29 protein-coding genes are annotated in these 24,914 nt (G+C 62.5%); 13 read left to right on the top strand and 16 right to left on the bottom strand.

Features of this window, described 5'->3' with window-relative positions; translation table 11 throughout:
- Positions 1-100: 100 nt before the first annotated feature.
- The 4 genes from ACR0K1_RS11310 to ACR0K1_RS11295 are packed head-to-tail and all read right to left on the bottom strand — an operon-like array spanning position 101 to position 3,006.
- Complete coding sequence (locus ACR0K1_RS11310; RefSeq protein ID WP_480614187.1) at positions 101-706, bottom strand: pyridoxamine 5'-phosphate oxidase family protein; 606 nt, start codon at positions 704-706, stop codon at positions 101-103.
- Positions 693-1,433 (bottom strand): lysophospholipid acyltransferase family protein, encoded by a 741-nt coding sequence (locus ACR0K1_RS11305; RefSeq protein WP_480614185.1) that lies wholly within the window; start codon positions 1,431-1,433, stop codon positions 693-695. Before ACR0K1_RS11305 ends, ACR0K1_RS11310 begins: the two co-directional genes overlap by 14 nt.
- Positions 1,433-2,332 carry a cell division protein FtsX gene (locus tag ACR0K1_RS11300; protein WP_480614183.1) on the bottom strand — a complete coding sequence of 300 codons (900 nt, stop codon included), beginning with the start codon at positions 2,330-2,332 and terminating at the stop codon, positions 1,433-1,435. The genes ACR0K1_RS11305 and ACR0K1_RS11300 overlap by 1 nt, the downstream gene beginning before the upstream one ends.
- Positions 2,329-3,006: a cell division ATP-binding protein FtsE gene (locus ACR0K1_RS11295; RefSeq protein ID WP_480614181.1), complete on the bottom strand. Its 678-nt coding sequence runs from the start codon at positions 3,004-3,006 to the stop codon at positions 2,329-2,331. The genes ACR0K1_RS11300 and ACR0K1_RS11295 overlap by 4 nt, the downstream gene beginning before the upstream one ends.
- Before the next feature lie 190 nt (positions 3,007-3,196).
- Here ACR0K1_RS11295 and ACR0K1_RS11290 point away from each other — a divergent pair, with 190 nt between their 5' ends.
- Positions 3,197-3,898, top strand: a complete 702-nt coding sequence (locus ACR0K1_RS11290) for a zinc-ribbon domain-containing protein (protein WP_480850642.1) — start codon at positions 3,197-3,199, stop codon at positions 3,896-3,898.
- Between the two features lie 16 nt (positions 3,899-3,914).
- Here ACR0K1_RS11290 and ACR0K1_RS11285 read toward each other — a convergent pair whose 3' ends face one another.
- The 5 genes from ACR0K1_RS11285 to argH all read right to left on the bottom strand — a co-directional run bounded on the left by ACR0K1_RS11285 (position 3,915) and on the right by argH (position 9,623).
- The gene (locus tag ACR0K1_RS11285; RefSeq protein ID WP_480850640.1) at positions 3,915-6,449 is read right to left on the bottom strand and encodes a TIGR02302 family protein; all 2,535 of its coding nucleotides are present in this window, start codon (positions 6,447-6,449) and stop codon (positions 3,915-3,917) included.
- A gap of 37 nt (positions 6,450-6,486) precedes the next feature.
- Positions 6,487-7,752 (bottom strand): diaminopimelate decarboxylase, encoded by a 1,266-nt coding sequence (gene lysA / locus ACR0K1_RS11280; RefSeq protein WP_480614175.1) that lies wholly within the window; start codon positions 7,750-7,752, stop codon positions 6,487-6,489.
- A 64-nt stretch (positions 7,753-7,816) separates the two neighbouring features.
- Positions 7,817-7,966 carry a hypothetical protein gene (locus ACR0K1_RS11275; protein ID WP_480614173.1) on the bottom strand — a complete coding sequence of 50 codons (150 nt, stop codon included), beginning with the start codon at positions 7,964-7,966 and terminating at the stop codon, positions 7,817-7,819.
- Positions 7,967-8,052: 86 nt separating this feature from the next.
- The gene (locus ACR0K1_RS11270; RefSeq protein WP_480614171.1) at positions 8,053-8,238 is read right to left on the bottom strand and encodes an argininosuccinate lyase; all 186 of its coding nucleotides are present in this window, start codon (positions 8,236-8,238) and stop codon (positions 8,053-8,055) included.
- Positions 8,235-9,623, bottom strand: coding sequence for an argininosuccinate lyase (argH, locus tag ACR0K1_RS11265; RefSeq protein ID WP_480614169.1), 1,389 nt, complete (start codon positions 9,621-9,623; stop codon positions 8,235-8,237). Before argH ends, ACR0K1_RS11270 begins: the two co-directional genes overlap by 4 nt.
- 21 nt (positions 9,624-9,644) lie before the next feature.
- Here argH and ACR0K1_RS11260 point away from each other — a divergent pair, with 21 nt between their 5' ends.
- From ACR0K1_RS11260 to yddG, 9 genes are all read left to right on the top strand, one after another.
- Complete coding sequence (locus ACR0K1_RS11260) at positions 9,645-10,211, top strand: TlpA disulfide reductase family protein (RefSeq protein WP_480850638.1); 567 nt, start codon at positions 9,645-9,647, stop codon at positions 10,209-10,211.
- 93 nt (positions 10,212-10,304) lie between these two features.
- Complete coding sequence (locus ACR0K1_RS11255; RefSeq protein WP_480614165.1) at positions 10,305-10,634, top strand: hypothetical protein; 330 nt, start codon at positions 10,305-10,307, stop codon at positions 10,632-10,634.
- A gap of 59 nt (positions 10,635-10,693) precedes the next feature.
- Positions 10,694-11,080: a hypothetical protein gene (locus tag ACR0K1_RS11250; protein ID WP_480614163.1), complete on the top strand. Its 387-nt coding sequence runs from the start codon at positions 10,694-10,696 to the stop codon at positions 11,078-11,080.
- Positions 11,077-12,048 (top strand): sterol desaturase family protein, encoded by a 972-nt coding sequence (locus ACR0K1_RS11245; protein ID WP_480614161.1) that lies wholly within the window; start codon positions 11,077-11,079, stop codon positions 12,046-12,048. The genes ACR0K1_RS11250 and ACR0K1_RS11245 overlap by 4 nt, the downstream gene beginning before the upstream one ends.
- A 91-nt stretch (positions 12,049-12,139) precedes the next feature.
- Positions 12,140-12,316: a hypothetical protein gene (locus tag ACR0K1_RS11240; protein WP_480850635.1), complete on the top strand. Its 177-nt coding sequence runs from the start codon at positions 12,140-12,142 to the stop codon at positions 12,314-12,316.
- A 116-nt stretch (positions 12,317-12,432) separates the two neighbouring features.
- Positions 12,433-13,266 (top strand): EAL domain-containing protein, encoded by an 834-nt coding sequence (locus ACR0K1_RS11235; protein WP_480614157.1) that lies wholly within the window; start codon positions 12,433-12,435, stop codon positions 13,264-13,266.
- A gap of 196 nt (positions 13,267-13,462) precedes the next feature.
- A complete protein-coding gene (locus ACR0K1_RS11230) occupies positions 13,463-14,638 on the top strand; it encodes an acetyl-CoA C-acetyltransferase (protein ID WP_480614155.1) in 1,176 nt (391 codons plus the stop codon).
- A 188-nt stretch (positions 14,639-14,826) separates the two neighbouring features.
- On the top strand, positions 14,827-15,549 hold the full coding sequence (gene phbB / locus ACR0K1_RS11225) for an acetoacetyl-CoA reductase (protein WP_480614153.1): 723 nt from the start codon (positions 14,827-14,829) through the stop codon (positions 15,547-15,549).
- Positions 15,550-15,688: 139 nt separating this feature from the next.
- The gene (gene yddG / locus ACR0K1_RS11220) at positions 15,689-16,555 is read left to right on the top strand and encodes an aromatic amino acid exporter YddG (RefSeq protein ID WP_480850632.1); all 867 of its coding nucleotides are present in this window, start codon (positions 15,689-15,691) and stop codon (positions 16,553-16,555) included.
- Here yddG and ACR0K1_RS11215 read toward each other — a convergent pair.
- The 3 genes from ACR0K1_RS11215 to ACR0K1_RS11205 form a co-directional block, all read right to left on the bottom strand.
- Positions 16,552-16,716: a YdcH family protein gene (locus ACR0K1_RS11215; RefSeq protein WP_480614149.1), complete on the bottom strand. Its 165-nt coding sequence runs from the start codon at positions 16,714-16,716 to the stop codon at positions 16,552-16,554. The genes yddG and ACR0K1_RS11215 overlap by 4 nt on opposite strands.
- A gap of 131 nt (positions 16,717-16,847) precedes the next feature.
- A complete protein-coding gene (locus ACR0K1_RS11210) occupies positions 16,848-17,612 on the bottom strand; it encodes a tRNA1(Val) (adenine(37)-N6)-methyltransferase (protein WP_480614147.1) in 765 nt (254 codons plus the stop codon).
- On the bottom strand, positions 17,609-17,824 hold the full coding sequence (locus tag ACR0K1_RS11205) for a putative signal transducing protein (protein WP_152456800.1): 216 nt from the start codon (positions 17,822-17,824) through the stop codon (positions 17,609-17,611). The genes ACR0K1_RS11210 and ACR0K1_RS11205 overlap by 4 nt, the downstream gene beginning before the upstream one ends.
- A 56-nt stretch (positions 17,825-17,880) precedes the next feature.
- On the opposite strand from ACR0K1_RS11205, the gene ACR0K1_RS11200 reads away from it, so the two are divergent.
- Positions 17,881-18,879 (top strand): polyprenyl synthetase family protein, encoded by a 999-nt coding sequence (locus ACR0K1_RS11200; RefSeq protein ID WP_480614145.1) that lies wholly within the window; start codon positions 17,881-17,883, stop codon positions 18,877-18,879.
- On the opposite strand, the gene ACR0K1_RS11195 is transcribed toward ACR0K1_RS11200, so the two are convergent.
- The 4 genes from ACR0K1_RS11195 to soxR form a co-directional block, all read right to left on the bottom strand.
- The gene (locus ACR0K1_RS11195) at positions 18,872-19,693 is read right to left on the bottom strand and encodes a 4-(cytidine 5'-diphospho)-2-C-methyl-D-erythritol kinase (RefSeq protein ID WP_480614143.1); all 822 of its coding nucleotides are present in this window, start codon (positions 19,691-19,693) and stop codon (positions 18,872-18,874) included. The two genes, ACR0K1_RS11200 and ACR0K1_RS11195, sit on opposite strands and share 8 nt — an antisense overlap.
- A complete protein-coding gene (locus ACR0K1_RS11190; protein ID WP_480614141.1) occupies positions 19,683-21,395 on the bottom strand; it encodes a tetratricopeptide repeat protein in 1,713 nt (570 codons plus the stop codon). Before ACR0K1_RS11190 ends, ACR0K1_RS11195 begins: the two co-directional genes overlap by 11 nt.
- A gap of 103 nt (positions 21,396-21,498) precedes the next feature.
- On the bottom strand, positions 21,499-23,145 hold the full coding sequence (locus ACR0K1_RS11185) for an electron transfer flavoprotein-ubiquinone oxidoreductase (RefSeq protein ID WP_480614139.1): 1,647 nt from the start codon (positions 23,143-23,145) through the stop codon (positions 21,499-21,501).
- A gap of 135 nt (positions 23,146-23,280) precedes the next feature.
- Positions 23,281-23,736 (bottom strand): redox-sensitive transcriptional activator SoxR, encoded by a 456-nt coding sequence (gene soxR / locus ACR0K1_RS11180; RefSeq protein WP_480614137.1) that lies wholly within the window; start codon positions 23,734-23,736, stop codon positions 23,281-23,283.
- 90 nt (positions 23,737-23,826) lie between these two features.
- Here soxR and ACR0K1_RS11175 point away from each other — a divergent pair, with 90 nt between their 5' ends.
- A complete protein-coding gene (locus tag ACR0K1_RS11175) occupies positions 23,827-24,207 on the top strand; it encodes a VOC family protein (RefSeq protein WP_480614135.1) in 381 nt (126 codons plus the stop codon).
- A 232-nt stretch (positions 24,208-24,439) separates the two neighbouring features.
- Complete coding sequence (gene greA / locus ACR0K1_RS11170; protein WP_480614133.1) at positions 24,440-24,910, top strand: transcription elongation factor GreA; 471 nt, start codon at positions 24,440-24,442, stop codon at positions 24,908-24,910.
- Positions 24,911-24,914: the final 4 nt, after the last annotated feature.

Here is a 24,914-nt window from a genome sequence, read left to right as displayed (position 1 = left end):
ATATTTGGAGCCAGATGAAGAGCGGATTCCCTGCTTCATCTGTCCCAAAAGTATCCCGGGGGAGTCGCGGCTTGCCGCGGCGGGGGCAGAGCCCCCTTTTCTACCACATCGTCTTTGCGACGCGCGGGCCCCATTCCTGATCGTAGCGGGCTCCGCCTTCCTCGCCAGAGGTCATCTCGGCCAGAATTTCCCCGGCGCTTGGCAGCCCCTCGGCATCATGTGCACCGTTCCACATCTGCGCGCGCATCAGGGCGCGGGCGCATTGGGTGTAAACCTCGGCGACCTGGATAACGATCACCGTGGCCGGGCGTTTGCCGTGTTTTTCGAACCGGGTACGCAGGGTTTCATCCGCCGTCAGGCGCGCCGCGCCGTTGACGCGCACCACATTGTTCGAGCCGGGCACAAGAAACATCAGCGACACGCGCGGGTCGCGCACGATGTTGCGCAGGCTGTCCAGGCGGTTGTTGCCGCGCCAGTCCGGCATCGCCAGCGTTCCGGGATCAAGCTCCAGCACTGCCGGGCCATCATCTCCGCGCGGACTTCCGTCAACGCCTTCCGGTCCGACGGTGCTGAGAATGCACAGGCGCGAGGTCATGATCCATTTGCGATAAAGCGGCGTCAGCCGGTGGGCCACTTTGCGCAGGGATGGTGCGCCGGGCGTGCCATACAAAGCCTCAAGCGTTGCGATGTCTTCAATGAACTCCATCCGGATCAAACCCCACTTCGCGCATCAATTCGTTTGAACGTGTCTCGATAACCGTCTCAAGCCGCCCGAGGAACGCGTCCCGCCCCACGCCCGGCTCGATCGGGCCGAGGAAATCGACAATCGCCAGCCCCGGCTTCCGCAGGATACCGGTGCGCGGCCAGAAAACGCCCGCATTCGTGGCGACCGGCACGCAGGGAAAGCCGAGGCCTTCGTACAGAACCGCAGTGCCGACCTTGTAGGGTTTCTGCGCCCCCGGCGCGACCCGCGTGCCTTGCGGGTAGATCACCAGTTGCCCGGGCTCGGTGAACTCTTTGGCCACGTCCTTGACCATCTTGGCCACCGCCGCGCCCTTTTTGCCGCGATTGACCGGGATACAGCCCAGACGGCGGGCATACATGCCGATGACCGGGGTCCAAAGCAATTCCCGTTTCATGATGAACTTGCCGTGCGGAATCGCGTCGAAAATGATGATGATATCCAGAAAGGACTGGTGTTTTGCCCCGACCACAACCTCGGTTGTGGGAACGGTTCCACGGACCTCGCAGCGGATCCCGACCATCCAGCGCGCCAGCCAGATCGTGGTGCGCGCATAGGTCTTGCAGGCCGCCAGAGCGCCGCGTTTGGAAAACACCGCATAGGGCAGGAACACGATACCAAGGATCAGCATCCAGACATAGATCGTGATCATGAAGATCAGCGAGCGCACCCATTGAACCGCCATAAGCATCACGAAAGCTCCTTCAGTTTCCGGCGCGCGGCGTTCCATGTGGCGAAGAACGCGACGAATGCACCCAGCAAGGGGATGAAGACCGGCAAGGCCCAGTCACCGCCCTGAAAGCCGACCCCCGACAGGAAGCCGCCAGCGTCCGAGGCTTCGGGCAGCAGCAGAACCCCGGTCATGCCCAACAGCGTCCCCACGGCGGCCCCAAACAAGGCCCTGTAGGTAAAGCGCCGGACAAAGGCCCCGGCTATGAACCGGTCCCGCGCGCCGACCTGACGCAGCACCTCGATAATCTGGGCGTTGGCGGCAAGCGAGGCATTGGCGGCAAGCGTGATCATCGCCGCCGTGGCGCCGCCGATCAGCAGAATCGAAATCCAGCCCAGCCGTCGCAGCGACATGGCGGCCTCGACCAAGGGTTCGCGCCAGCGGGTGTGATCATCCAGCACCGCGCCCGGCACCTCGGCCCCCAGACGCAGGCGCAGACCGGCGGCGTCCAGACCTGGCTCGCCTTCGACAATCTCGATCAGTTGCGGGATGGGCAGCGTGTCCAGCGGCAGGTCCGGCCCGAACCATGGCGACAGCAGCGCCGCCTGTTCGTCGGCTGTCAGGGCGCGGGCGGATGCGACGCCCGGTGTCTGGCCCAGCACCGTCAGCGCGGCCTCGGTCTGGGCGGCAAGCTGTTCGGCGGGGGCGTTGATCCGCAAGGTCGCGGCCCCGGCCAATTCGGTCGCCCACCTGTCTGCTATCCGGCCTGACGCAAGGGACAAGGCCAGCGCGAAAACGGCCAGAAATGCCATCGCGCCGGACACGAACAGGGTCAGATGCGCGGTGTACCCGGTAGGTGGCACCACCCGGTCGGCGCGCTTGTCGCGGTGCAGCAGGTTGCGGATGTCGCCCTTGCTCATAAATCAGCCCCCGCCAGTTGCAGCCTCCGCTGCGAGATGCGCAGGACGCGGGCCTGAACCTGGCTTTTGGCCGCCCGGATCAGGCTCAGGTCATGGGTCGCGATCAAAACCGTCTTGCCCATCCGGTTGAGCTCGATCAGCAGGCGCAGCAGGCGTTGCGACATCTCCCAATCCACGTTGCCGGTGGGTTCATCCGCCAGCACCACATCGGGCGACAGGATCACCGCCCGCGCCAGCGCCGCGCGCTGACGTTCACCGCCTGACAGTTCCGGCGGGCGGGCCTCCAGACGCGCGCCCAGCCCGACCCAGTTCAGCAATTCGGTCAGGTTGTCCTGTTCGGTGGATTCGGCACGGCCCGACACCATCAGCGGCAGGGCGACGTTTTCCGCCAGCGTCATGTGATCCAGAAACTGGCAATCCTGATGCACCACGCCGATCCGGCGGCGCAGCAGCGCCATCTGATCCCGATCCAGCGCCGAGATATCCTGATCAAACGCGCTCAGCCGCCCCGAGGTCGGCAACAACGCGCCGTAGCACAGTTTCAGCAGCGTCGTTTTGCCCGCCCCCGACGGCCCGGTCAGAAAATGGAAAGATCCGGGCTGCAAATGCACCGAGACATCGCTCAGCAATTCGCCACCGCCATAGGTGTAGCTGACATTTTCCAGCTCGATCACAGGTACCCCCAGGTTCTTTTGCCGCTCTTCTTGCCCGAGCGCGATTGTGGTTTCAATGCCTGCACCGGGTCGAATTGGTGACAGTTGGCCCGTGAAACCGAAAACGCCCTTTGCTGTTGGGTCTTAACGGAATATCATTCCTGAAAAAACAACTATCGTGCCGACTATTTCGTTCGGCCGGGGAGGCAGCATGCGTTTAACATGTCCGAATTGCAGTGCCCAATATGAGGTCCCGGACGAGGTCATCCCGGAAGAAGGCCGCGACGTTCAGTGTTCCAATTGCGATCAGACCTGGTTTCAGGCCAAGTATCCGGCTGAACCGGCCCCTGCAGCGGAAGAAACGCCCGAAGCTGACGTCCCTGCCGAAGAACCACAGGTTGATGAGGCCGCAGAAGCCGCGCCGACAGAGCCGGAAAAACCCGCAGCCGCTTCGAATGGCAATGTCGATCCGGCTGTCGCCAATATCCTGCAGGAAGAGGCCGCGCGCGAGGCCGAGTTGCGCGCGCAGGAAGGCGCGCCGCTGGAAACCCAGCCCGATCTGGCGCTGGACACCCCGCCCGAGCCGGTTGAACCCAAGCGCCCGGCCCTGTCCGAGACCGCCGAGGATGCCGGTCAAAAGGACGACTTGCCGGATGTCGAGGCGATCAATTCCAGCCTGCTCAGCGATGACGGTGCCACGGCGGCGGAACAACCTGCCCGCAAATCCGGCGGGTTTCTGCGCGGGTTTGCCCTGATCCTGATTATCGGCGTGGTTCTGTACCTGATCTACGGCAACGCCCAGCAGATCAGCGAAGCCGTGCCGCAGGCCGATCCGGTGCTGAATTCTTACGTGTCACTGGTGGATCAGGCGCGCCTCTGGCTCGAGGCGCAGGCCGGGTCCGGCGCGCAGTAAGGCCTCAAATCCGGGGTCAGAACCGTTCCAGCAGACGCTTGAGGTATTCCAGCTCGATCCTGGGCCGGTCGGATTCACCAGTCCGGCGGCGGATTTCATCCAGAAGCTCGCGCGCGCGGCGATAGACGTCTTCGCCCTGCAACAGGTTTTCATCGGTTGAGATCGACCCGGTTGCGCCGGGATTCCGCCCCAGCGGGTCCCGGTTATTGGCCTGCATATCGCCGTCTTGCGTGCCCTGTCCCGGCTGGTTCTGCTGGTTCTGGGCCATTGCCTCGCCAAGCGACCGCATGCCTTCCCGCAGCGCTTCCATTGCTTCGGACTGGCGGTCGATGGCCTGGGCCAGATCGTCGCTGCGCAGCGCCTCCTCGGCCCCCTCCATCGCGCGTCCGGCGCGATCCAGCGCTTCCCGCGCGGCTTCGCCTTCGGGCGTGCCGCCCCCCGGCAGGCCCTGTTGCTGCCGGTTCAACTCGTCACGCAGGGCCTGCTGCCGGTCCGCCAACGAGGGCTGGCCCGACTGCCCATCGCCCGGCTGGTCCGAGCCCTGCCCCTGACCATCATGGCTCTGACCGCGGCCCTGACCGCCGCTTTGACCTTCGTTGCCCTGACTGTCGCCCGCCTGCGCGCCGGGGTTGAACTGCTCCTGCAGGTCCCGGAACGCCTGATCGCTGAGGCCTTGCTGTTCGCGCAGCGTTTCCGCCAGCCCTTCCATCGCCTGCTGGCCTTCGGACTGACCACCCTGACCCTGGCCCTGGGTGACGCGCATGTTCTCCATCATCTGCTGGAACTCTTCCAGCGCCTGCTGCGCCTCGGCCATGCGGCCCTGTTCCATCAGTTCCTGAATGCGGTCCATCATGCGCTGCAGGTCGTCCTGCGTCATCTGCATGGTCTCGCCGTTCTGGCCCTGCTGGTTCTGTTGACCCTCGCCGTTTTCCTGCGCCAGACGCTGCAATTGCCGCAGATAATCCTGCGTGGCCTCGCGCAGTTCCTGCATCAGCTCGGCGATCTCTTCATCGCTGGCGCCGTTCTGCATCGCCTCGGTCAAACGCTCCTGCGCCCGGCGCATCCGTTCCAGCGCATCGGCCAGCGTGCCTTCCTCGATCAGCACGGCCAGATCCCACAACGCCTGCGCGATCTCTTCCTGCTGTTCGGATTTCAGACCGAATTCGGTGAATGTCTCTAACCGGCGCAGGGTGACGCGCAGGCGGAGATAGGCCGTGTCCGAGCGGAACACGTCTTCGGGGCGGTGGGACACGGCCCGCAGCACCTGCGACACGCGCGGTGCGTTGGTGCGGGACCACAGCAGGTCGCGCCGCTGTTCGATCACCGCCGCCGCCAGCGGATCAAAGAACCGGCGGGCGGGCAAGGCGGTGGCATAGGCTTCGGATTCCGCCACCTGATCGGCGGCATCTCGCGCCATCAGCGTGATTTTGACCGGCAGATGCGCCCATGGATGTTCTGAGAAATCTTCGATCAGGTCTTCGGTGAAATCCGCGCGATCGCCGGTGATCGGCATCGGCAACTGAACCTCGATCACCTCGCGCGGTTCGGGGTCCGATGTCAGGCCATAGCGGCGGTCCACCGCCGCCAGATCCAGTTCGATCCGGGCCGAACCGGACACCACGCCATAATCATCACTGGCGGCAAAGGGCAGTTTCATCTGACCGCCCGCCTCGGCCTCGGCCCGGCCATCCACGGCGATCCATGGGGTTGCATCGGCAATGATATTCAGCGCCCAGTCCCGGCCTGCGGGGCCTTCAATGCGCAGCTGCCCGGACCGGTCCGCCACGAAATCCTGTTCCGGGTCCGTCACCGCCTCGGCCCCGGTGGCCGAGGTTGTTTCGGTCAGGGTATGGGCACCGACCTCACCGTAAAACCGCAGCGTGATGCGGCTGCCCTTGGGAATGGACAGGTCCGGGTCGGACTGATCCGCCAGATAGAGCGTGGGCAAACCGGTATAGCGGGGCGGTTCCACCCAGCCTTCCCATGTCGGTCCCTGCCCGGCGGCTGCCGATCCCGGCGTCATTTCAGCCACGGAACCGATCCGCCAGAACGACCCGAACAGGGCCGCAACAACCAACGCCAGAAGCGCCGCATAGCGCAGGGCAAAGGGATCGCGCGAGGCCAGCCGCAGGTCGGGCTTGACCGCACCGGCCCCCGCCGCGCGCTGTGCCATGCGGTGTTTATGCGCCTGCCACAGCGCCACCGAATCCGCATCCGTCGCGCCGATGGCCTGATCGTCCATCAGCGCCTGAATCGGCCTGCCCGGAAGCGTTTCGTCTAACCGCGCCAGCGCCGCCAAACGGGACGGGAAATGGAATCGCCTGACCCCGACAACAGCCGCGACAATCAGCGCGACTATCGCGGCGACACCGATGCCCCAGACCATCTCGACAGCGATGTGATCATGCAGGCCCATCATCAAAGCGGCCAAAAGCACCATCAGAACCGAGAAAAACGGCCAGAATGCTCGCAAAACCTGCTCGGCCAGCATGCCCCCATGGGTCAGCCACAGGGACAGTCTTGGGATCGGCAGGTTCGATTTGTCGCGCAAGGCGGGCCTCCGGGATCGGGCCTGCGCGCCTATCGCGTCAGAGCCACGAGGGTATGGTATCGCGGTTTATGATTTCGTCAAAGCTTGGCCGTTCACGAATGACTGCAAATTGATCGCCATGTACCAGAACCTCGGGGATCAGGGGCCGGGTGTTGTATTCGCTGGACATCACTGCGCCATAGGCCCCGGCACTGCGGAAGGCGACCAGATCACCAGCGCCCAGCGGCGGCATGTTGCGTTCTTTCGCAAAGGTATCGCCGGATTCGCACACCGGCCCCACGATGTCATAGGGTTGCTGTTCCACGCCTGGCGCGGGTTCCTGCACGGCAACGATATCGTGATGCGCCTCGTACATGGCCGGGCGGATCAGATCGTTCATGGCCCCGTCGAGGATCAGGAAATCGCGACCCTCGCCCGATTTCACATAGATCACCTTGCTGACCATCAGGCCCGCATTGCCCGCGATCAGGCGGCCGGGTTCGATTTCAATCTCGCAGTCCAGATGGCCCAGCGTTTTCTGGATCAGCGCGCCATATTCCACCGGCAGCGGCGGCGCGTCATTGGCGCGGGTATAGGGAATGCCCAGACCCCCGCCCAGATCGAGGCGGCGGATATCATGCCCCTCGGCCCGCAATTGTTCCGTCAGTTCGGCGACCTTGGTGTAGGCCAGTTCGAACGGCTCCAACTCGGTCAGTTGCGAGCCGATATGAACGTCGATCCCGATCACCTCTAGCCCCGGCAGGCTGGCGGCGTGGGCATAGACCTCGGACGCGCGGGCGATGGGGATGCCGAACTTGTTTTCCGACTTACCGGTGGCGATCTTGGCGTGGGTCTTGGCGTCCACATCCGGGTTCACCCGCACGGTGATCGGCGCGATCACGCCCAGTTCCAGCGCGATGGCGTTGATCACTTCCATCTCGGGCTCGGATTCGACGTTGAACTGGCGGATACCGCCGCTCAGCGCGGTGCGAATTTCATCCGCCGTTTTGCCGACGCCCGAGAACACGATCCTGTCGCCCGGAACCCCCGCCGCTTTGGCCCGCAGGTATTCCCCGCCCGAGACCACATCCATCCCCGCGCCCGCCTGTGCCAGCGTTTTCAGAATCGCCTGATTGCTGGCCGCCTTCATCGCATAGCAGACAAGGTGATCCATGCCGTCCAGCGCATCATCGAACAGCTTGAAATGCCGCAGCAGCGTCGCTGTCGAGTAGACATAAAACGGGGTTCCGACCGCGGCAGCGATCTCGGCAATCGGGACATCCTCGGCGTACAGCGCGCCGTCGCGGTAGAGAAAGTGATCCATGACAGCGCGCTTAGACCAAAAACGCCCCGTGGATCAATGGATTCGACACAAGGCTAGGCCCGCATCACTTTCTGGTGGACACGCCAACCCGGCCATAGCCCGAGATCGAAATGCCCGTGCCGCTGGCTTGGGGCGCGGGTTCGGGGCGTGGGCTGCTGGTCGGCTCGCAGGCCGCAAGGATAGCGAGGGACAGGATCAGGCCAATTAGTCTCATTGCGTTCGTCTTTTCACTGGCTTCGGCGCAGGGCCGGTCATGCCCTTCACATGGGCGCGACTGCATTGAAATGCAATCGCTTTTTGTTACACGCCAAGATAGATGCCGAACCCACCGCGCCGCAGTCCAACGCCGCCGCCGACATAGGTGCCGCTGCTGCCGACGCCGACACTTGCGCTGGCGGTCGGCTGAACCGGCTCGCCATCCGCGCCGCAGCTCGCCAGCACGAGGCCAGCGGACAGGAACAGGATCACACGCAAAACAGCCCTCATATCTTCGCCTTCCATCTCTCGATCTGGGCGCGCACCTGATCCGGTGCCGTGCCGCCGTAAGACTGGCGCGAGTTTACCGAATTTTCCACGGTAAGGACAGAATAGACGTCGTCGGTGATGTCGGCATGGACCGATTGCATATCCTCGAGCGTCAGGTCGGGCAAGTCGCAGCCCTTGGCCTCGGCCATCGCGACCAGCGATCCGGTGACGTGATGTGCATCGCGGAAGGGCAGGCCCAGCACCCGCACCAGCCAGTCGGCCAGATCGGTCGCGGTGGAAAAGCCCGAGCCCGCAGCGGCGGCAAGGCTGTCGCGGTTGGCGGTCATGTCCTTGACCATGCCCTCCATCGCCGCCAGCGCCAGCATCCAGTTGTCGGCGGCGTCAAAGACCTGTTCCTTGTCTTCCTGCATGTCCTTGGAATAGGCCAGCGGCAGGCCCTTCATCACTATCATCAGCGCCGTGTTGGCCCCATAGATACGCCCCACCTTGGCGCGGATCAGTTCTGCGGCGTCGGGGTTCTTCTTCTGCGGCATGATCGACGAGCCGGTCGAGAACCGGTCCGACAAGGTCACAAAACGGAACTGGGCCGAGGACCAGATCACCAGTTCTTCGGCAAAGCGCGACAGGTGCACGGCGCAGATCGAGGCGGTGGACAGGAATTCCAGCGCGAAATCCCGGTCACTAACGGCATCCAGCGAGTTCGCGGCGGGGCGGTCAAAGCCCAGGGCTTCCGCCGTCATGTCCCGGTCGATGGGAAAGGACGTCCCGGCCAGAGCCGCCGCCCCCAGCGGGGATTCGTTCATCCGGGCGCGGGCGTCGCGGACACGGGACAGATCGCGGCCAAACATCTCGACATAGGCCATCATGTGATGGCCCCATGTCACCGGCTGCGCGGTTTGCAGATGGGTAAAGCCAGGCATCACCCAATCCGCCCCGGCCTCAGCCTGCGCCAAAAGCGCACGGATCAGGGCCAGCAGGCCGGTTTCCGCCGCGTCCAGCTGATCACGGACCCAGAGTTTGAAATCGGTCGCCACCTGATCGTTGCGCGAACGCCCGGTGTGCAGACGGCCCGCCGGCTCTCCGATCACCTCTTTCAGCCGCGCCTCGACATTCATGTGAATGTCTTCCAGCGCGGTCGAGAACTGAAATTCCCCGCTCTGGATTTCTGACAAAACGGTGAGCAGCCCTTTCCGAATGGCCTGCGCGTCATTATCAGTAATAACGCCTGTGGCCGCCAGCATGGCGGCATGGGCGCGCGAGCCTGCGATGTCCTGGGCTGCCATCCGCTGATCGAACCCGATCGAGGCGTTGATCGCCTCCATGATCGCGTCTGGACCGGCGGCAAAGCGGCCGCCCCACATCTGGTTCGAGGATTGATCGGTCATGTAAGAAAACCCGGAGTTGATATGCGCCTGTTACGTCTGATCCCCCTTTATATGGCCCTTGCGCTGGGTGCAAACGCCGCCTTGGCGACCGATGCCGAAACTCTGGCCCCGCTGCGCGAGGACAGCCTGAAGCGGCTGATCCTGCATAAAGAACCGAAACCCGCCAAAACCATCGAGTTTCAGCTTGAAGATGACGGCGGCACCGGCACGCTTGACGATTACGCCGGCAAATACGTGCTGCTGAACTTCTGGGCCACATGGTGCGCCCCCTGCCGCAAGGAAATGCCGCAGATCGCCGAGTTGCAGGAGGAGTTCGGCGGCGACAAGTTTCAGGTCCTGACGCTGGCCACCGGGCGCAACACGCCCACCGGGATCAAGAAATTCTTCGGCGACAACGGCATCGAGAACCTGCCCCGCCATCAGGACCCAAGCTCGGCCGCGGCGCGCGAATTTGGTGTCATCGCCCTGCCGATCACCGTCATTCTGAACCCCGAAGGTCAGGAAATCGCCCGCCTGATCGGCGATGCCGAGTGGAATTCGGACAGCGCCAAAGCGATTGTCGGGGCGCTTGTGGGCGGCGAAAGCTGACGGCCCGCGCGTCTTCTGCGCTTTTGTGTTAGACTGGACCCGGCCCCTTTGGGCCGGTTTTTCGTTTCTTGATCTGCGGGAAGGGAGACAGCGATGAAACCGGTGGTTCTGCTGATCGGAAAGCTGCCAAACGTGATCGGCGATGCAGCGCAACAGCTCGATCATTTGCCAATCCAGTGGCTCGGCGCACATGACACCGATGAGGTTCGCAGGCAACTGGACGCCGAACCCCGGATCGCCTGCGCCATCATGGGGGCCGGTCTGGACGACACCGTGCGCGGCGAGATGGTCGGCATCATCGCCGCCCGCCGCCCCGATATCTGCATGCACCTCAAGGACCGGGCCTCGGGGCCGGATGGTCTGGTGCCGTTTGTCGAACGGGTGGTGCAGCACGAAATCCTCGACCGTCCCGACGCCACTTGACGCAACGCCACCTTTGACAGGTTCCGGCCCGCTCTGCACTCTGACGCGGGGAGGACGGAATGCCGCTTGAAATTCTGCTAATTCTGGTGGTCGCAGGCATTGCCGGAATAACCCTGCTGTTGCACCTGACCGGAAAGTCCGAACTGCGCATCCTGACGCACGAGACGGCGCGGGCGGATTGGCAGCGCCATTTTCCCGAGGATGTGGTGATCGATGTCACGGTGTCGCAGGACGGCCATGCGGCGCTGGTTCGTACGGCGACCGGTCCGGGCCTGTTGTGGGCTTTCGGGGCCGACACCGTGGCGCGGCACCTGCAGGATTTCGACTGGATCGAACAGCCCGACGGGTTCGAGTTTCAGTTTCACGACTTCGCCACCCCCCGCACCCTCATCCGCCTGGACGACATTGAACGCCAGCACTGGCGGAACCTGATGGACCCGGAATGACTGATCAGATTACCTTTCCCGACGCCGTGCAATGGGCCGTGCCATTCTTCATCGCCGCGATTCTGGCCGAGTTTTTCTGGATCGCCGTCAAAGGCAAAGGTGGCCGGTATGAGACGCGGGACGCCGTGACGTCTTTGATCATGGGCGCGGGCAACATTGCGTCCGGGTTTCTGCTGGGCTTCATCGCCTATGCGTTCTTCATGTGGCTGTGGCAGATCACGCCGCTGAATCTGGGCACCTCGATCCCGGTAATCATCCTGTGCTTTGTGCTGGACGATTTCCGTTATTACTGGGTGCACCGGTTCGGCCACCGCATCCGCTGGGTCTGGGCCAGCCATGTGAACCACCACAGCTCGCAGCATTACAACCTGACCACGGCGCTGCGGCAGACCTGGACCTATACGTTCACCTTCATGATGGTGGTGCGCGCGCCATTGATCCTGCTGGGGTTCCATCCGGCGATGGTGCTGTTCGTCGGCGGGCTGAACCTGATCTACCAGTTCTGGATCCATACCGAGGCCATCGGCAAGATGCCCCGCTGGTTCGAGGCGGTGATGAACACGCCCAGCCACCACCGCGCCCATCACGGTCGCAACGCGCGCTATCTGGATTGCAACTACGCAGGCGTTTTCATCATCTGGGACAAGCTGTTCGGCACTTTTGTACCGGAACAAGAGGATGACAGGGTCGATTACGGGCTGGTCCACAATATCGGCACTTTCAACCCGCTGCGCGTGGCTTTCCATGAATGGGTCGGCATCTGGCGCGATGCGACCCAGCCGGGGCTGAGCCTGCGCCAGCGACTGGCCTATTGCTTTGCACCGCCGGGTTACAGCCATGATGGCAGCCGGGACAGCTCGGACCAGATCAAAGCCAAGCACATCGCCCGCCATCCGGAGGATCGCGGAACGCCCGGATTCGAGCGATTCACCGAAAACGCGCCCAATACGCAGGCAGAACGCGCCTGAATTCCGGCGGAAATCCGCGTATCAGTTTGAAATCACGCCGGGCCAGTCCATATCGAGCAGGTATTTGATGTGCGAGTGATCGGAGACCAACATGAACCGCGTGACAACAACTGCAACCGCGATCGGGCTTGTGGGTCTTGCAATGGCGATGCTCGCAGCGCTGAGCACCAGCCCAAGCCCCGTCTTTCTGGCACTGGGTTTCGTGATGATGATCATCGGCCTGTTCGGGGCTGTGATCGGCGCGGCGGCCTCTCTGGCCCGCGCCTGACTGGCTTGCCAGCCTCCAATCGGATGTTTTTCCCCCGTCTTTAACTGCGGATTCATACATTTGCCGTGAAACTGTGGCCGAACCCCTGATCGGCAACAGACCGGACACTGGCAATCATGCGGCAGAAGACACGCGCGGACATTCCTGAAGGGTCCGAAAGCCCCCTAAACTCGGCCCTGTCCAGCCGGGACCGCTCGGTTTTGCAGATGGCGACCGAAGCGGTGAAGCACAAGCAATGCAAACTGGCCTTTCAGCCGGTGGTGCAGGCGCAGGACCCGTATGGCGTAGCCTTCTATGAAGGGTTCATCCGGGTGCTGGACGAGACCGGCCGGGTGATCCCTGCGCGCGAGTTCATGCCGCAGGTGGAAAACACCCCCATCGGGCGCGAACTGGATTGTGTCGCGCTGGAACTGGGCCTGCGGACGCTGATCCGGAACCCCGGCATCCGGCTGTCGATCAACATGTCCGCGCGGTCCATCGGCTATGCCCGCTGGTCCCGTGTTCTGGACCGGTTTCTGAAAAAAGAGCCCGGGTTGGGCGACCGGCTGATCCTTGAAATCTCCGAGGATTCGGCCATGCAGGTGCCCGAACTGGTGGTCGATTTCATGGACCGTCTGCAAGACCGGGGGATCGCCTTTGCGCTGGACGATTTCGGGGCCAGCAATTTCAGTTTCCGCCATTTCCGCGAGTTTCTGTTCGACGCCGCCAAGATTGACGGCCAGTTCGTGCGGGGCGTCAGCACCAATCCGGACAATCAGGCCCTGGTCCGCGCCCTGATCGCCGTGGCTCGCGAATTCGAGATTCTGGTGACCGCCGAATCGGTCGAAACAAGGCAGGATGCAGAGTTTCTTGTCGCCAGCGGCGTCGACTGCCTGCAGGGCTTCCTGTTCGGTGCGCCAACCGTCAGCCAACCGTGGCGCGATGAAAAGAACGCTCAGGCAAGGGCTTAGTCGGGCGTTTCGGTCGCAAGTTCTTGCCCGCCTGCGTCATGAGACAAGCTGTCCGTTGCTGCAATTGCAGCATTACGTTAAGGCAGGTGGTGCTGGAGCGGGGGATCGCCAGGCGCTCTTGTTATCGGCGGGATTGCATTCTGCTGCCGGTGCCGTCAGATTTCCCACAGGACCATGACGGTAAAGGACTGATTATATGACCAACGTAGTTATCGCATCCGCCGCACGCACCGGTGTCGGCAGTTTTGGCGGCTCGTTTGCGAACACCCCTGCACATGATCTGGGCGCTGCCGTCCTGGAAGCAGTGGTCGAACGCGCCGGTGTCGACAAAGGCGAAGTAAGTGAAACCATCATGGGTCAGGTTCTGACCGCGGCTCAGGGTCAGAACCCTGCACGTCAGGCCCATATCAACGCCGGCCTGCCACAGGAAAGCGCGGCCTGGGGCATCAACCAGGTTTGCGGCTCGGGCCTGCGTGCCGTGGCGCTGGGTGCCCAGCACATCCAACTGGGTGATGCCGAGATTGTCGCCGCCGGTGGTCAGGAAAACATGACCCTGTCGCCCCACGCCGCCGCTCTGCGCGCCGGTCAGAAAATGGGCGACATGAAATATATCGACACGATGATCCGCGACGGTCTGTGGGATGCGTTCAACGGCTATCACATGGGTCAGACCGCGGAAAACGTCGCCGAGAAATGGCAGATCAGCCGCGACATGCAGGACGAGTTTGCCGTCGCCAGCCAGAACAAGGCGGAAGCCGCGCAAAAGGCCGGCAAATTCGCCGATGAAATCGTGCCTTTCACCATCAAGACCCGCAAGGGCGATATCGTGATGGACAGCGACGAATACATCCGCCACGGCGCAACGATGGAGGCAATGGCCAAGCTGCGCCCCGCCTTCACCAAGGACGGCTCGGTCACGGCGGCAAACGCCTCGGGCCTGAATGACGGCGCGGCGGCGACCCTGCTGATGTCGGCCGAGAACGCCGAGAAGCGCGGAATCGAACCGCTGGCCCGTATCGCATCTTACGCCACCGCCGGTCTGGACCCGTCGATCATGGGCGTCGGTCCGATCTACGCCTCGCGCAAGGCGCTGGAAAAAGCGGGCTGGTCGGTTGACGATCTGGATCTGGTCGAGGCCAACGAAGCCTTTGCCGCGCAGGCCTGCGCCGTGAACAAGGACATGGGCTGGGACCCGTCGATCGTGAACGTGAACGGTGGCGCCATCGCCATCGGCCACCCGATCGGTGCCTCGGGCTGCCGCGTCCTGAACACGCTGCTGTTCGAAATGAAGCGCCGCGACGCGAAAAAGGGTCTGGCGACCCTGTGCATCGGCGGCGGCATGGGCGTCGCCCTGTGCGTGGAGCGCGACTAAGTGCTTTGACAAGCAAATAGAAAAGGGCGTCCGCGGGCGCCCTTTTTTGTTACATTGGGGCGCTACCCCAACAGATGCGACGATATTGCCACGCGGAAATCTCAAAATTCATGACGAAACAATATTGCGCACGATCACCTCTCAAAGTAACAGCATTACCAAGACGACTAAAATTGGAGGATTCCTAAATGGCACGTACAGCACTCGTTACCGGCGGTTCTCGCGGCATCGGCGCAGCAATTTCCAAGGCGCTCAAGGCCGAAGGGTACAATGTTGCGGCCACCTATGCAGGCAATGACGAAGCCGCCGCGAAGTTCAGCGAAGAAACCGGCATCAACACCTATAAATGGAACGTCGCCGATTACGGTGAATCCAAAGCGGGCATCGAAAAGGTCGAGGCCGAGGTCGGCCCGATTGACGTGGTGGTGGCCAATGCAGGCATCACCCGCGACGCGCCGTTCCACAAGATGACCCCGGAACAGTGGCAGCAGGTGATCGACACCAACCTGACCGGCGTGTTCAACACGGTTCACCCGGTCTGGCCCGGTATGCGCGAGCGCAAGTTCGGCCGCGTGATCGTCATCAGTTCGATCAACGGGCAAAAGGGCCAGTTCGCGCAGGTCAACTATGCCGCCACCAAAGCCGGTGATCTGGGCATCATCAAATCGCTGGCGCAGGAAGGCGCGCGGGCCGGAATCACAGCCAACGCGATCTGCCCGGGCTACATCGCCACCGAGATGGTGATGGCGGTGCCGGAAAAGGTCCGGGAAGCCATCATCGGCCAGATCCCCGCAGGCCGCCTTGGCGAAGCGGATGAGATTGCGCGCTGCGTGACCTTCCTGGCGTCGGACGATTCTCAGTTCATCAACGGCTCGACCATTTCGGCCAACGGGGCGCAGTTCTTCTCCTGATCCCTGGTGCAGACACAAATGGGGCCGGTCCAATTGGGCCGGCCTTTTTGCGTGCCGCCACACAGGGTTTGTGACAGGCCGGAAAAGTCAGCGTATACGGCTGTCAGAGTCGAATCGATCCCAGCAGGCCTTTCACCCCATGACCAGAAACCGCGCCACCGCCATCGGATTTATTGCCGTTCTTCTCTGGTCGCTGCTGGCCCTGTTTACGGTCGGCTCGGCCCCGACCCCGCCGTTGCTGCTGAACGCGATCTGCTTCAGCATCGGCGGCACGCTGGGTCTGATCTGGACATGGCAAACCGGCGGTTTGGGGCAGCTGCGCGCGGTCAGCTGGAAGGTCTATGCGTTCGGAACGGTCGGTCTGTTCGGCTATCACGCGCTGTATTTCTCGGCCCTGCGCATGGCTCCCGCCGCCGAGGCCGGTCTGATCGCCTATCTCTGGCCCCTTTTGATCGTGCTGTTTTCCGGCCTGCTGCCGGGAGAGCAGCTGCGCCCCGGCCATCTGATCGGGGCCAGCCTGGGGTTTGCAGGGGCGGCGCTGATCATCACCGGCGGCGGCAGCGCCGGGTTCCAGATCGACCACCTGCCGGGCTATGCGCTGGCGCTGCTCTGTGCGGTCACATGGTCGGGCTATTCCGTCCTGTCCCGGCGGCTGGGCGAGACACCGACAAGCTCGGTCGCGGTGTTCTGTGTGCTGACGGCCATTGCCTCATGGCTGCTGCATTTCGGGCTGGAGGAAACGGTCTTTCCCGACACCGCGCTCAGCTGGGCGTCCACGCTTGCGCTGGGGCTGGGGCCCGTTGGACTGGCGTTTTATGTGTGGGATATTGGGGTCAAACAGGGCGACATCCAGATGCTCGGCACCAGTTCCTATGCGGCACCGCTGTTGTCTACCCTTGTTCTGGTTGTAGCCGGGATCGCCATGCCGTCATGGGTTCTGGCGATCGCGGCCCTGCTGATCACCGGCGGGGCCGCCCTTGCGGCGCGCGCCAGCCTGACTCGTTAACTGGACAGGCGTTCGATTTCTTCTTTCAGCTTCAGTTTTTGCTTTTTGAGTTGAGCGATATGGAGATCATCGATGCCTGGAGAGCGTTGGGCTTCTTCTACCTCAAGACCGAGACTTTCGTGCTTTTTCTTCAGTTCGGTCAGATGTGCGCTCACGCTCATGGCGATCCTCCTTCTGTCTGTTTCTGAGTGTTACGTAAGAAGTTGATCATATCGTTTCCAGTCTGTCACGCCGCAGACGCACAGAATCTGTCATAAATCCGACAATTTCGGCTGGTCATTGCCGATGAACGCTAAAACCCCGGCAGCGCGGCCCCGTCGCGCAGCACCAGCGACACCTCGGGCGTATAGCTGTCGCCATCCCGTTCGTGCCGGTCGCCCCGATGTAAAATGAGCGGCGCATGCAGGCGAAATGCCGTACGCCCGCCTTTGCGTGCGCGCAGGATCACCAGCTCGGCCGCGCGGCCCGTTCGGGCGCTCAGGGGCAGTATCTCGACCGATCCCAGCCTTTGGTCGCAGGCCGAAAGCATATCCGGCAGGCGATCAGCCTTTTGGATCATGTGCAGATATCCGCGCGGCCCAAGGCGCTTGGCTGCCACGTCGATCCAGTCCGCTAACGCGGTCTGTTCGCCCAACGCAATGCTGCGCCCCTTGTCTTCGGCTGGGCTGTGTGCGCCGGCGCGGTAATAGGGCGGGTTGGCGATGACGTGATCGAACTGGCGTTGTTTCAGATCGGTCGGCAGTGCGGTCAGATCGGCCTGCACAACCTCAAGGTCCACGTTGTTTTCACTGGCATTCCGCCGCGCCAGATCGGCATAGGCGGGCTGCAACTCAACCCCCGATAGCCGCAGGCCCGGAACCCGCGCGGCAAGGCACAGAATCGCAGGCCCTGCCCCGCAGCCCAGTTCCAGCACGTGCTGCCCCGAAGTCGCAGGGACCGATGCGGCCAGAAACACAGGATCGACCCCGGCGCGGTATCCTGTGACAGGTTGCCACAACCGAACGCGCCCGCCCAGAAAGTCGTTGCAGGTCAGATCGCTGTCCGGAAACCGGTTCATCGCCCCAATGGAATCTCGTTGTCGCGCATCACGCGTTCTGCGCGGGTCAGGTCCTCGGACCGGACCATCAGGCGGCGGGGGAAGATTCCGATGCCGCCTTCGAGGATGCTCATATTTACGTCCATCTGAAAGCAGTCTATATCCTCGCCTTCAAGAAGAGCGGATGCAAAGGCCAGGATTGTCGGATCGGTGCTGCGCAAAAGTTCTTTCATGGGGATGGATGTAAGGGCAAGGATAGGCAGAAGTCGAGCCTTGTATCAGGAGTGTGATGGACGTCGACGCGATCTCGAAACCGCATGAGCGGCTCGCCGAAATTCTGACCGGCGAAATGGAGGCGGTGAACAGCCTGATCCGCACGCGGATGGCGTCGGAACATGCGCCTAGAATCCCCGAGGTGACGGCCCATCTGGTCGAGGCCGGCGGCAAGCGCCTGCGCCCGATGCTGACACTGGCTGCCGCGCGGCTGTTCGGCTATGCGGGCGACCATCACGTGCGTCTGGCGGCCACGGTCGAGTTCATCCATACTGCGACCCTGCTGCATGACGACGTGGTCGATGAAAGCGGCCAGCGGCGCGGGCGGCCCACGGCGAACCTGCTGTGGGACAACAAATCCAGCGTTCTGGTCGGCGACTACCTGTTTTCCCGCAGCTTCCAGCTGATGGTCGAAACCGGCTCGCTGCGCGTTCTGGACATTCTGGCCAACGCCTCGGCCACAATTGCCGAAGGCGAAGTACTGCAGATGACCGCAGCCACCGACCTGCGCACGGATGAAAGCGTGTACCTGCAAGTTGTGCGCGGCAAGACGGCGGCCCTGTTTTCGGCCGCAACCGAAGTGGGTGGCGTGATCGCCGGGGCGTCCGAAGCGCAGGTCAAGGCGCTTTATGACTATGGCGATGCGCTGGGGATTGCGTTTCAGATTGCCGATGACCTTCTGGATTATCAGGGCGACAGCAGCGCCACAGGCAAGAATGTGGGCGACGATTTCCGCGAACGCAAGCTGACGCTGCCGGTTATCAAAGCCGTCGCGCAGGCCACACCGGAAGAGCGCGCATTTTGGGAACGTACCATCGAGAAAGGCCGCCAGCAGGATGGCGATCTGGATCAGGCGCTGGCCCTGATGAACAAGTACAAGACGCTGGAGGCCACCCGGTCAGACGCCCGCAGCTGGGCGGCGAAGGCAAAAACAGCACTCGAAGCGTTGCCGGATCACGAGATTCGGACCCTGCTGCGCGATCTGGCGGATTACGTGGTCTCGCGGCTCAATTAAGCTGCGTAGCGCGGCACCACCATTCGGGATGCGCCGCGCCGATCTCGTAAGCCGCGAAATGCGCCGCCTTCATCGACGGGTAGAGCGCGAAACAGGTTGAGCCTGACCCCGACATGCGGGCCAGCAACACGTCCCGCGTTCCGCCCAGTTCATCAAGAACCCGTGCGATTGCCGGGGCGATTTCCATGGCGGGCCGTTCCAGATCATTGCGCTGGCCTGCAAGCCAATGGGCGCACTCGTCCGGTCCGTCAAAGGACGGAACCACCGCTGGCATCGCCGGATTGTTGCGCGTTTTCATCGCGTTGAACACCGCGCCCGTGGGCACTTCGACGCCGGGATTGACCAGCAATGCGTAGAGCAGCGGCAAGGTCACGGGCGAAATCTGTTCACCTATACCCTGCATCCGTGCGGCCTTTGCCACCATGCAAACCGGCACATCCGCGCCCAGAGACACCAACGCATCCGGCGACAGGTTGAAACCCTGATCGGAAAACGCGCGCAACGCCGCCGCCGCATCGGATGACCCGCCACCGATCCCGCCGCCATGGGGCAGCACTTTGTTCAAAGCGATGTGGCCAGCCCAACCCGCCGCTTCGGCGGCTTGCCAGACCAGATTGCGATGATCGTCAGGCACACCGGGCGCATGTTCGCCGGTGATGGACATGGACAGGTGATCGCCCGGCGTGAACTCCAACCGATCCCCCACATCCGCAAACACAACCAGCGAATCCAGCAGGTGATAGCCATCCTCGCGCTGGCCGGTCACATGCAGGGTCAGGTTGATCTTGGCCGGCGCGAAGGCCTCAGTTGCCATTGGCGACCTTCAGCGGGTCGGCGCCTTCTTCGGCCAGAACCGCGTCCAGACCGATTTCAAGCTTGCGGCGGATGCGATCGGGGTCGGCTTCGCCATCCGTATCCTCGGGGTCGATGAAGGACAGCGCCCGGCTCCACTGGAATTCGGCCTCGCGCCCGCGCCCGACAGCCCAGTAGACATCGCCCAGATGATCGTTCACCACAGGATCGACCGGCATCAATTCCACCGCGCGCTCCATATGCTCGACCGCTTCGTCATAGCGGCCCAGACGGAACAGCACCCAGCCGAGGCTGTCGACGATATAGCCGCTGTCCGGGCGGGTGGCGACGGCGCGTTCGATCATGCTCAGCGCCTCGTCCAGTTTTTCCTGCCGTTCGACCAGCGAATAGCCCAGGTAGTTCAGCACCTGCGGCTGATCCGGGTTCAGCTCCAGCGCGCGGCGGAAATCGGCCTCGGCCTGGTCCCAGTTCTTGAGGCGCTCGTGGCAGATCCCGCGCGCATAGTGCAGGAACCAGTTGCCGGTTGCGCCCTCTTCGGTCAAGGCAATCGCTGTGTCGTATGAGGCGACCGCAGCCGTATAGTTTTCCTGCCGCCGTTGCAGGTCGGCAAGGGCGACATGGACGCTGGGAAGATCGGGCCTTTGCGCCGCAAGGTTTTGCAGAACCTCAACGGCGGCATCGGTTTTGCCGGACCGGCCCAGAACCTCGGCCCGGCCCAGTTCGGCGACGTGATGATCCAGACTGCCCGGCGGCACCTTGCGATACGCCGCGACGGCCAGATCGTTCTGGCCCAGCTCGTCCAGCAACTCGGCGCTCAGCAGGATGGCATCGACGTGATCGGGGCGCAGGAAGCTGGCCGTGCGGGTATAGAGCAGGACATAGTCATGCGAGGCTTCGGTGTTCAGCGCGGCACCGACGGTAAAGAAAATCTCGGCCATGCCGTCCTGCGCGGATCGGGCATGGGTGAAAGGCAGGGTTTCCCCCGCGCTCAGCCGCGCCGAATAATCGTCGATTGAAGGGTCATTGCCTGCCGCAAAAACCTTGTTCAGAAAACCCAGCGCGTCTTCGTTGCGGTCCAGTTGCGACAGGACCTCGGACCGGGCAAGGGCCGCGCGGCGCGTGAACTGGGCGACCGCGCCGTCATTTGCGGCAAAAATCGCCTCGGCCCCTTCGAAATCTCCGATCGAAGCCAGCGCCATCGCCTTGTGATACAGGGCAAACTCGCGCAGACCGTCCTGGGTGGAGACAGTATCGAACTGCTCCATCGCCTTGGTCATCTCGCCCTGCCCCAGATAGGCCCAGGCGATCATCAGCCCGTCGACCAGGGGCCCGACGCCCTGCGTTTCGGGGTCGCGTGCCAGCAGTTCGTCCAGTTTCCCGTCGGCGATCAGATTGGCCGAGATCACCATGCGCGCAGGCTGGCTGTTCAGACCGGCCTCTTCGATGGATTGCGCAATCGGCAGGGCGCGCTGAACCTCGCCCAGCGCTAGACGCGCCAGAAGCACGCTTTCCAGCAGTTTTTCGTTCTGCGAGTCGAATTTCAGCGCCTGCGCATAGTATCTTTCGGCTGCGGTATAGTCGCTTTCATAGATCGCCTGACGCCCGGCCAGATAGGACCCGGCCCCGGTATCCGCAAATCCGGGCATTGCGACTGAGGATGAGAGCAGCACGGCCAGCGCCGCGCGACGAACCAGGGAAACCACCGAAATCCTGCCTTGCTATCGTTGTCTGAACGACAAGCTAGGGCTTTGGCAGACAAGAGGCAATGGCAGAGCCTTCACGACCCTGCCAACGCCCGTATTTTGCTTACATGTTGGGATAGTTCGGGCCATCCCCGCCCTGCGGCGTGGTCCAGGTGATGTTCTGGCTGGGGTCCTTGATGTCACATGTTTTGCAGTGCACGCAGTTCTGGAAATTGATGACGAATCGCGGACCGTCTTCATCCTCGACCATCTCGTATACTCCCGCCGGGCAGTAGCGCTGCGCCGGTTCGTCGAACCTGGGCAGGTTCACTTTGACCGGAATTTCGGGGTCGGCCAGCTTCAGGTGGCAGGGCTGGCTTTCCTCGTGGTTGGTCGCGGCAAAGGACACGTTGGTCAGGCGGTCGAATGACAGCACGCCATCGGGTTTGGGATAGTCGATGGGCTGGTGCTTGCTGGCCTCTTCGGTCGAATCCGCATCGTTCTTGCCGTGGCCCACCGTGCCGAACAGCGAAAAGCCCAGCGTGTTGGTCCACATATCCAAACCACCCAGCATCAGGGATGCGGTCAGGCCGTATTTCGACCACAGCGGCTTAACGTTGCGAACTTTTTTCAGGTCGGCACCGATGGCACCGTCGCGCACGTCGGTCTCATAGGCGGTCAGTTCGTCGCCCGAGCGGTCCGCCTTGATGGCGTCAAAGGCGGCCTCGGCCGCCGCCTTGCCCGACAGCATTGCGTTGTGGTTGCCCTTGATGCGCGGCACGTTGACCATGCCCGCCGAACAGCCCAGCAGCGCCACGCCCGGCGCGACAAGCTTGGGCATCGACTGATAGCCGCCCTCGGTGATCGCCCGCGCGCCATAGGCCACGCGCTTGCCGCCTTTCAGCAGGTCGGCCACCATCGGGTGATGCTTGAAGCGCTGGAATTCCATATAGGGGTACAGGTGCGGGTTCTTGTAGTTCAGGTGCACCACGAAGCCGACATAGACCTGATTGTTTTCAAGGTGATAGATGAACGACCCACCGCCCGCATTGCTGCCCAGCGGCCAGCCCATCGTGTGCGTGACCGAGCCCTCTTTGTGCTTGGCCGGGTCGATCTCCCAGATCTCTTTCATGCCGACGCCGTATTTCTGCACCTCTTTGCCCGCAGACAGGTCGTATTTGGCGATCACTTCCTTGGACAGCGAGCCGCGCACGCCTTCAGACAGGAAGACATATTTGCCGTGCAGTTCCATGCCCGGCTCGGTCTGTGGGCCATAGGACCCATCGGGTTCCAGACCGAAGACACCGGCCACCACGCCCTTGACCTCGCCATTGTCGCCATAGACCATCTCGGAACACGCCATGCCGGGGAAGATTTCAACGCCCAGTTCTTCGGCCTGTTCGGCCATCCAGCGGCAGACATTGCCCATCGAGACGATGTAATTGCCGTGGTTGTTCATCAGCGGCGGCATCGGGAAGTTGGGGATGCGGATTTTTCCCGCCTCACCCAGCATGTAGAAGTTGTCTTCATGCACCGGCACGTTCAGCGGCGCGCCTTTTTCCTTCCAGTCGGGGATTAACGCGTCCAGCCCGCAGGGGTCCAGAACCGCGCCCGACAGGATATGCGCACCCACTTCCGAGCCCTTCTCCAGAACCACAACGTTCAGGTCCGCATCCAGCTGTTTCAGACGGATGGCCGCCGACAGGCCCGCGGGGCCTGCGCCCACGATCACCACATCGTATTCCATCGCTTCGCGTTCAATCTCGGCCATCGCGGGCTCCTTAGCTAACTTTCCGAATTGGCGCTCTCACCGCATGGTCTGCGCAATTTTGTTTCACGGCTGATTACATGGTCGGAAAGACCTTGGTCAATCAAAACACGGCGTAACATTGCTGCAATGCGGCAGTTATGCCTCGGGAGCATCGCCCATCAGGTATCTGGGACCGCTACCATGGGATTTGGCACGGTCATCGGGGTTGTAAAGGGCGCATTTCGGCAGGCTCAGGCAGCCGCAACCGATGCAGCTATCCAGATTGTCGCGCAACCGCATCAGAGTATCGATTCGCTGATCCAGACGGGCGCGCAGGCCGGTGCTGATGTTTTTCCAATCCTGCGGCGTCGGCGTGCGGTTTCCGGGCAGGCCCGACAGCACCTCGCGTATTTCAGGCAGGGTCAGGCCGAATTGCTGGGCGATCATGACAAAGCTCAGCCGCCGGATATCGGCGCGCTGGTAGCGCCGCTGCCGGCCCGCGTTGCGCCAGGGCGAGATCAGCCCCTGCGCCTCGTAATACCGGATGGCCGAAACCGCCAACCCCGTCCGCTGCGCCAACGCGCCGATGGATAATCCGTCGGAAGCTGCCATCTGACCCTCGTAAAAAACATCTTGACCTAAAGTTAGGTTTAGAAATTACGGTGAGTCGGGACATATCTCAAGTTGAAAAAGGGAGATCCCATGATGGCAACGCTTGAACACACCAATTTCACCGTCCGCGACCCGCAGGCCTCGGCGGCGTGGATGCACAAGGTGTTTGGCTGGAAAACCCGCTGGGAAGGTCCCGCAATCGCGGGCGGCTACACTGTACATGTGGGCAGCCAGCACACCTATCTGGCACTTTATGCGCCCGAGAACCCCAAACAGTCCGGCGAAAGCAGCTATGACATCGTCGGCGGGCTGAACCATGTGGGCGTTCTGGTCGAAGACATCGACGCGACCGAGGCCCGTGTGATCGAGGCCGGTTTCACCCCCAAGTCGCATGCGGATTACGAGCCGGGCCGGCGGTTCTATTTCGACGATGACAACGGCATCGAGTTCGAGGTGGTTCAATATGATTGAATTGCTCTGGCTTGGAACCGAGGCGCACAGATGGCGGCGCGGGGATCTGTTGGGCCAACGCCACAGGCGACCGCCGCCGCCACGACGGCGCTAAATCGCGAATTGAACGGGCGGGGTCTTGTCGGCTCTTGCATTTCACGCGCTATTTGGGTCAGGTATTTGACGACCCATCTTTCGCCCCGGCGCTTTCCACGCGGCGGGGCGGCTCAATTTATGCGTGGACGACAAGAATATGGAAAAGATTCCCATGACGCCTGCGGGCAATGCCGCGCTCGAGGCGGAATTGAAAAACCTCAAATCCGTCGAGCGCCCGGCGATCATCGAAGCGATTGCAACCGCTCGGGAACTGGGCGACCTGAAAGAAAACGCCGAATATCACTCGGCCCGCGAAAAGCAGGGTTTCATCGAAGGCCGGATCAAAGAGCTTGAGGGCATCCTGTCGCTGGCCGATGTGATCGACCCGGCCAAGCTGTCGGGCGCGATCAAGTTCGGGGCCAAGGTGACGCTGGTCGACGAGGATACCGACGAAGAAAAGACCTGGCAGATCGTCGGCGAATATGAGGCCAATATCGAAAACGGTCTGCTGAACGTCAAATCGCCCATGGCACGCGCCCTGATCGGCAAGGATGAAGGCGACAGTGTCGAGGTGCGCACCCCCGGCGGCGTGCGGTCCTATGAAGTTCTGAATATCGAATACGCCTGACCCG

Source organism: Ruegeria sp. F5, assembly GCF_056533845.1.
This window is presented reverse-complemented; position numbering and strand designations above follow the sequence as displayed.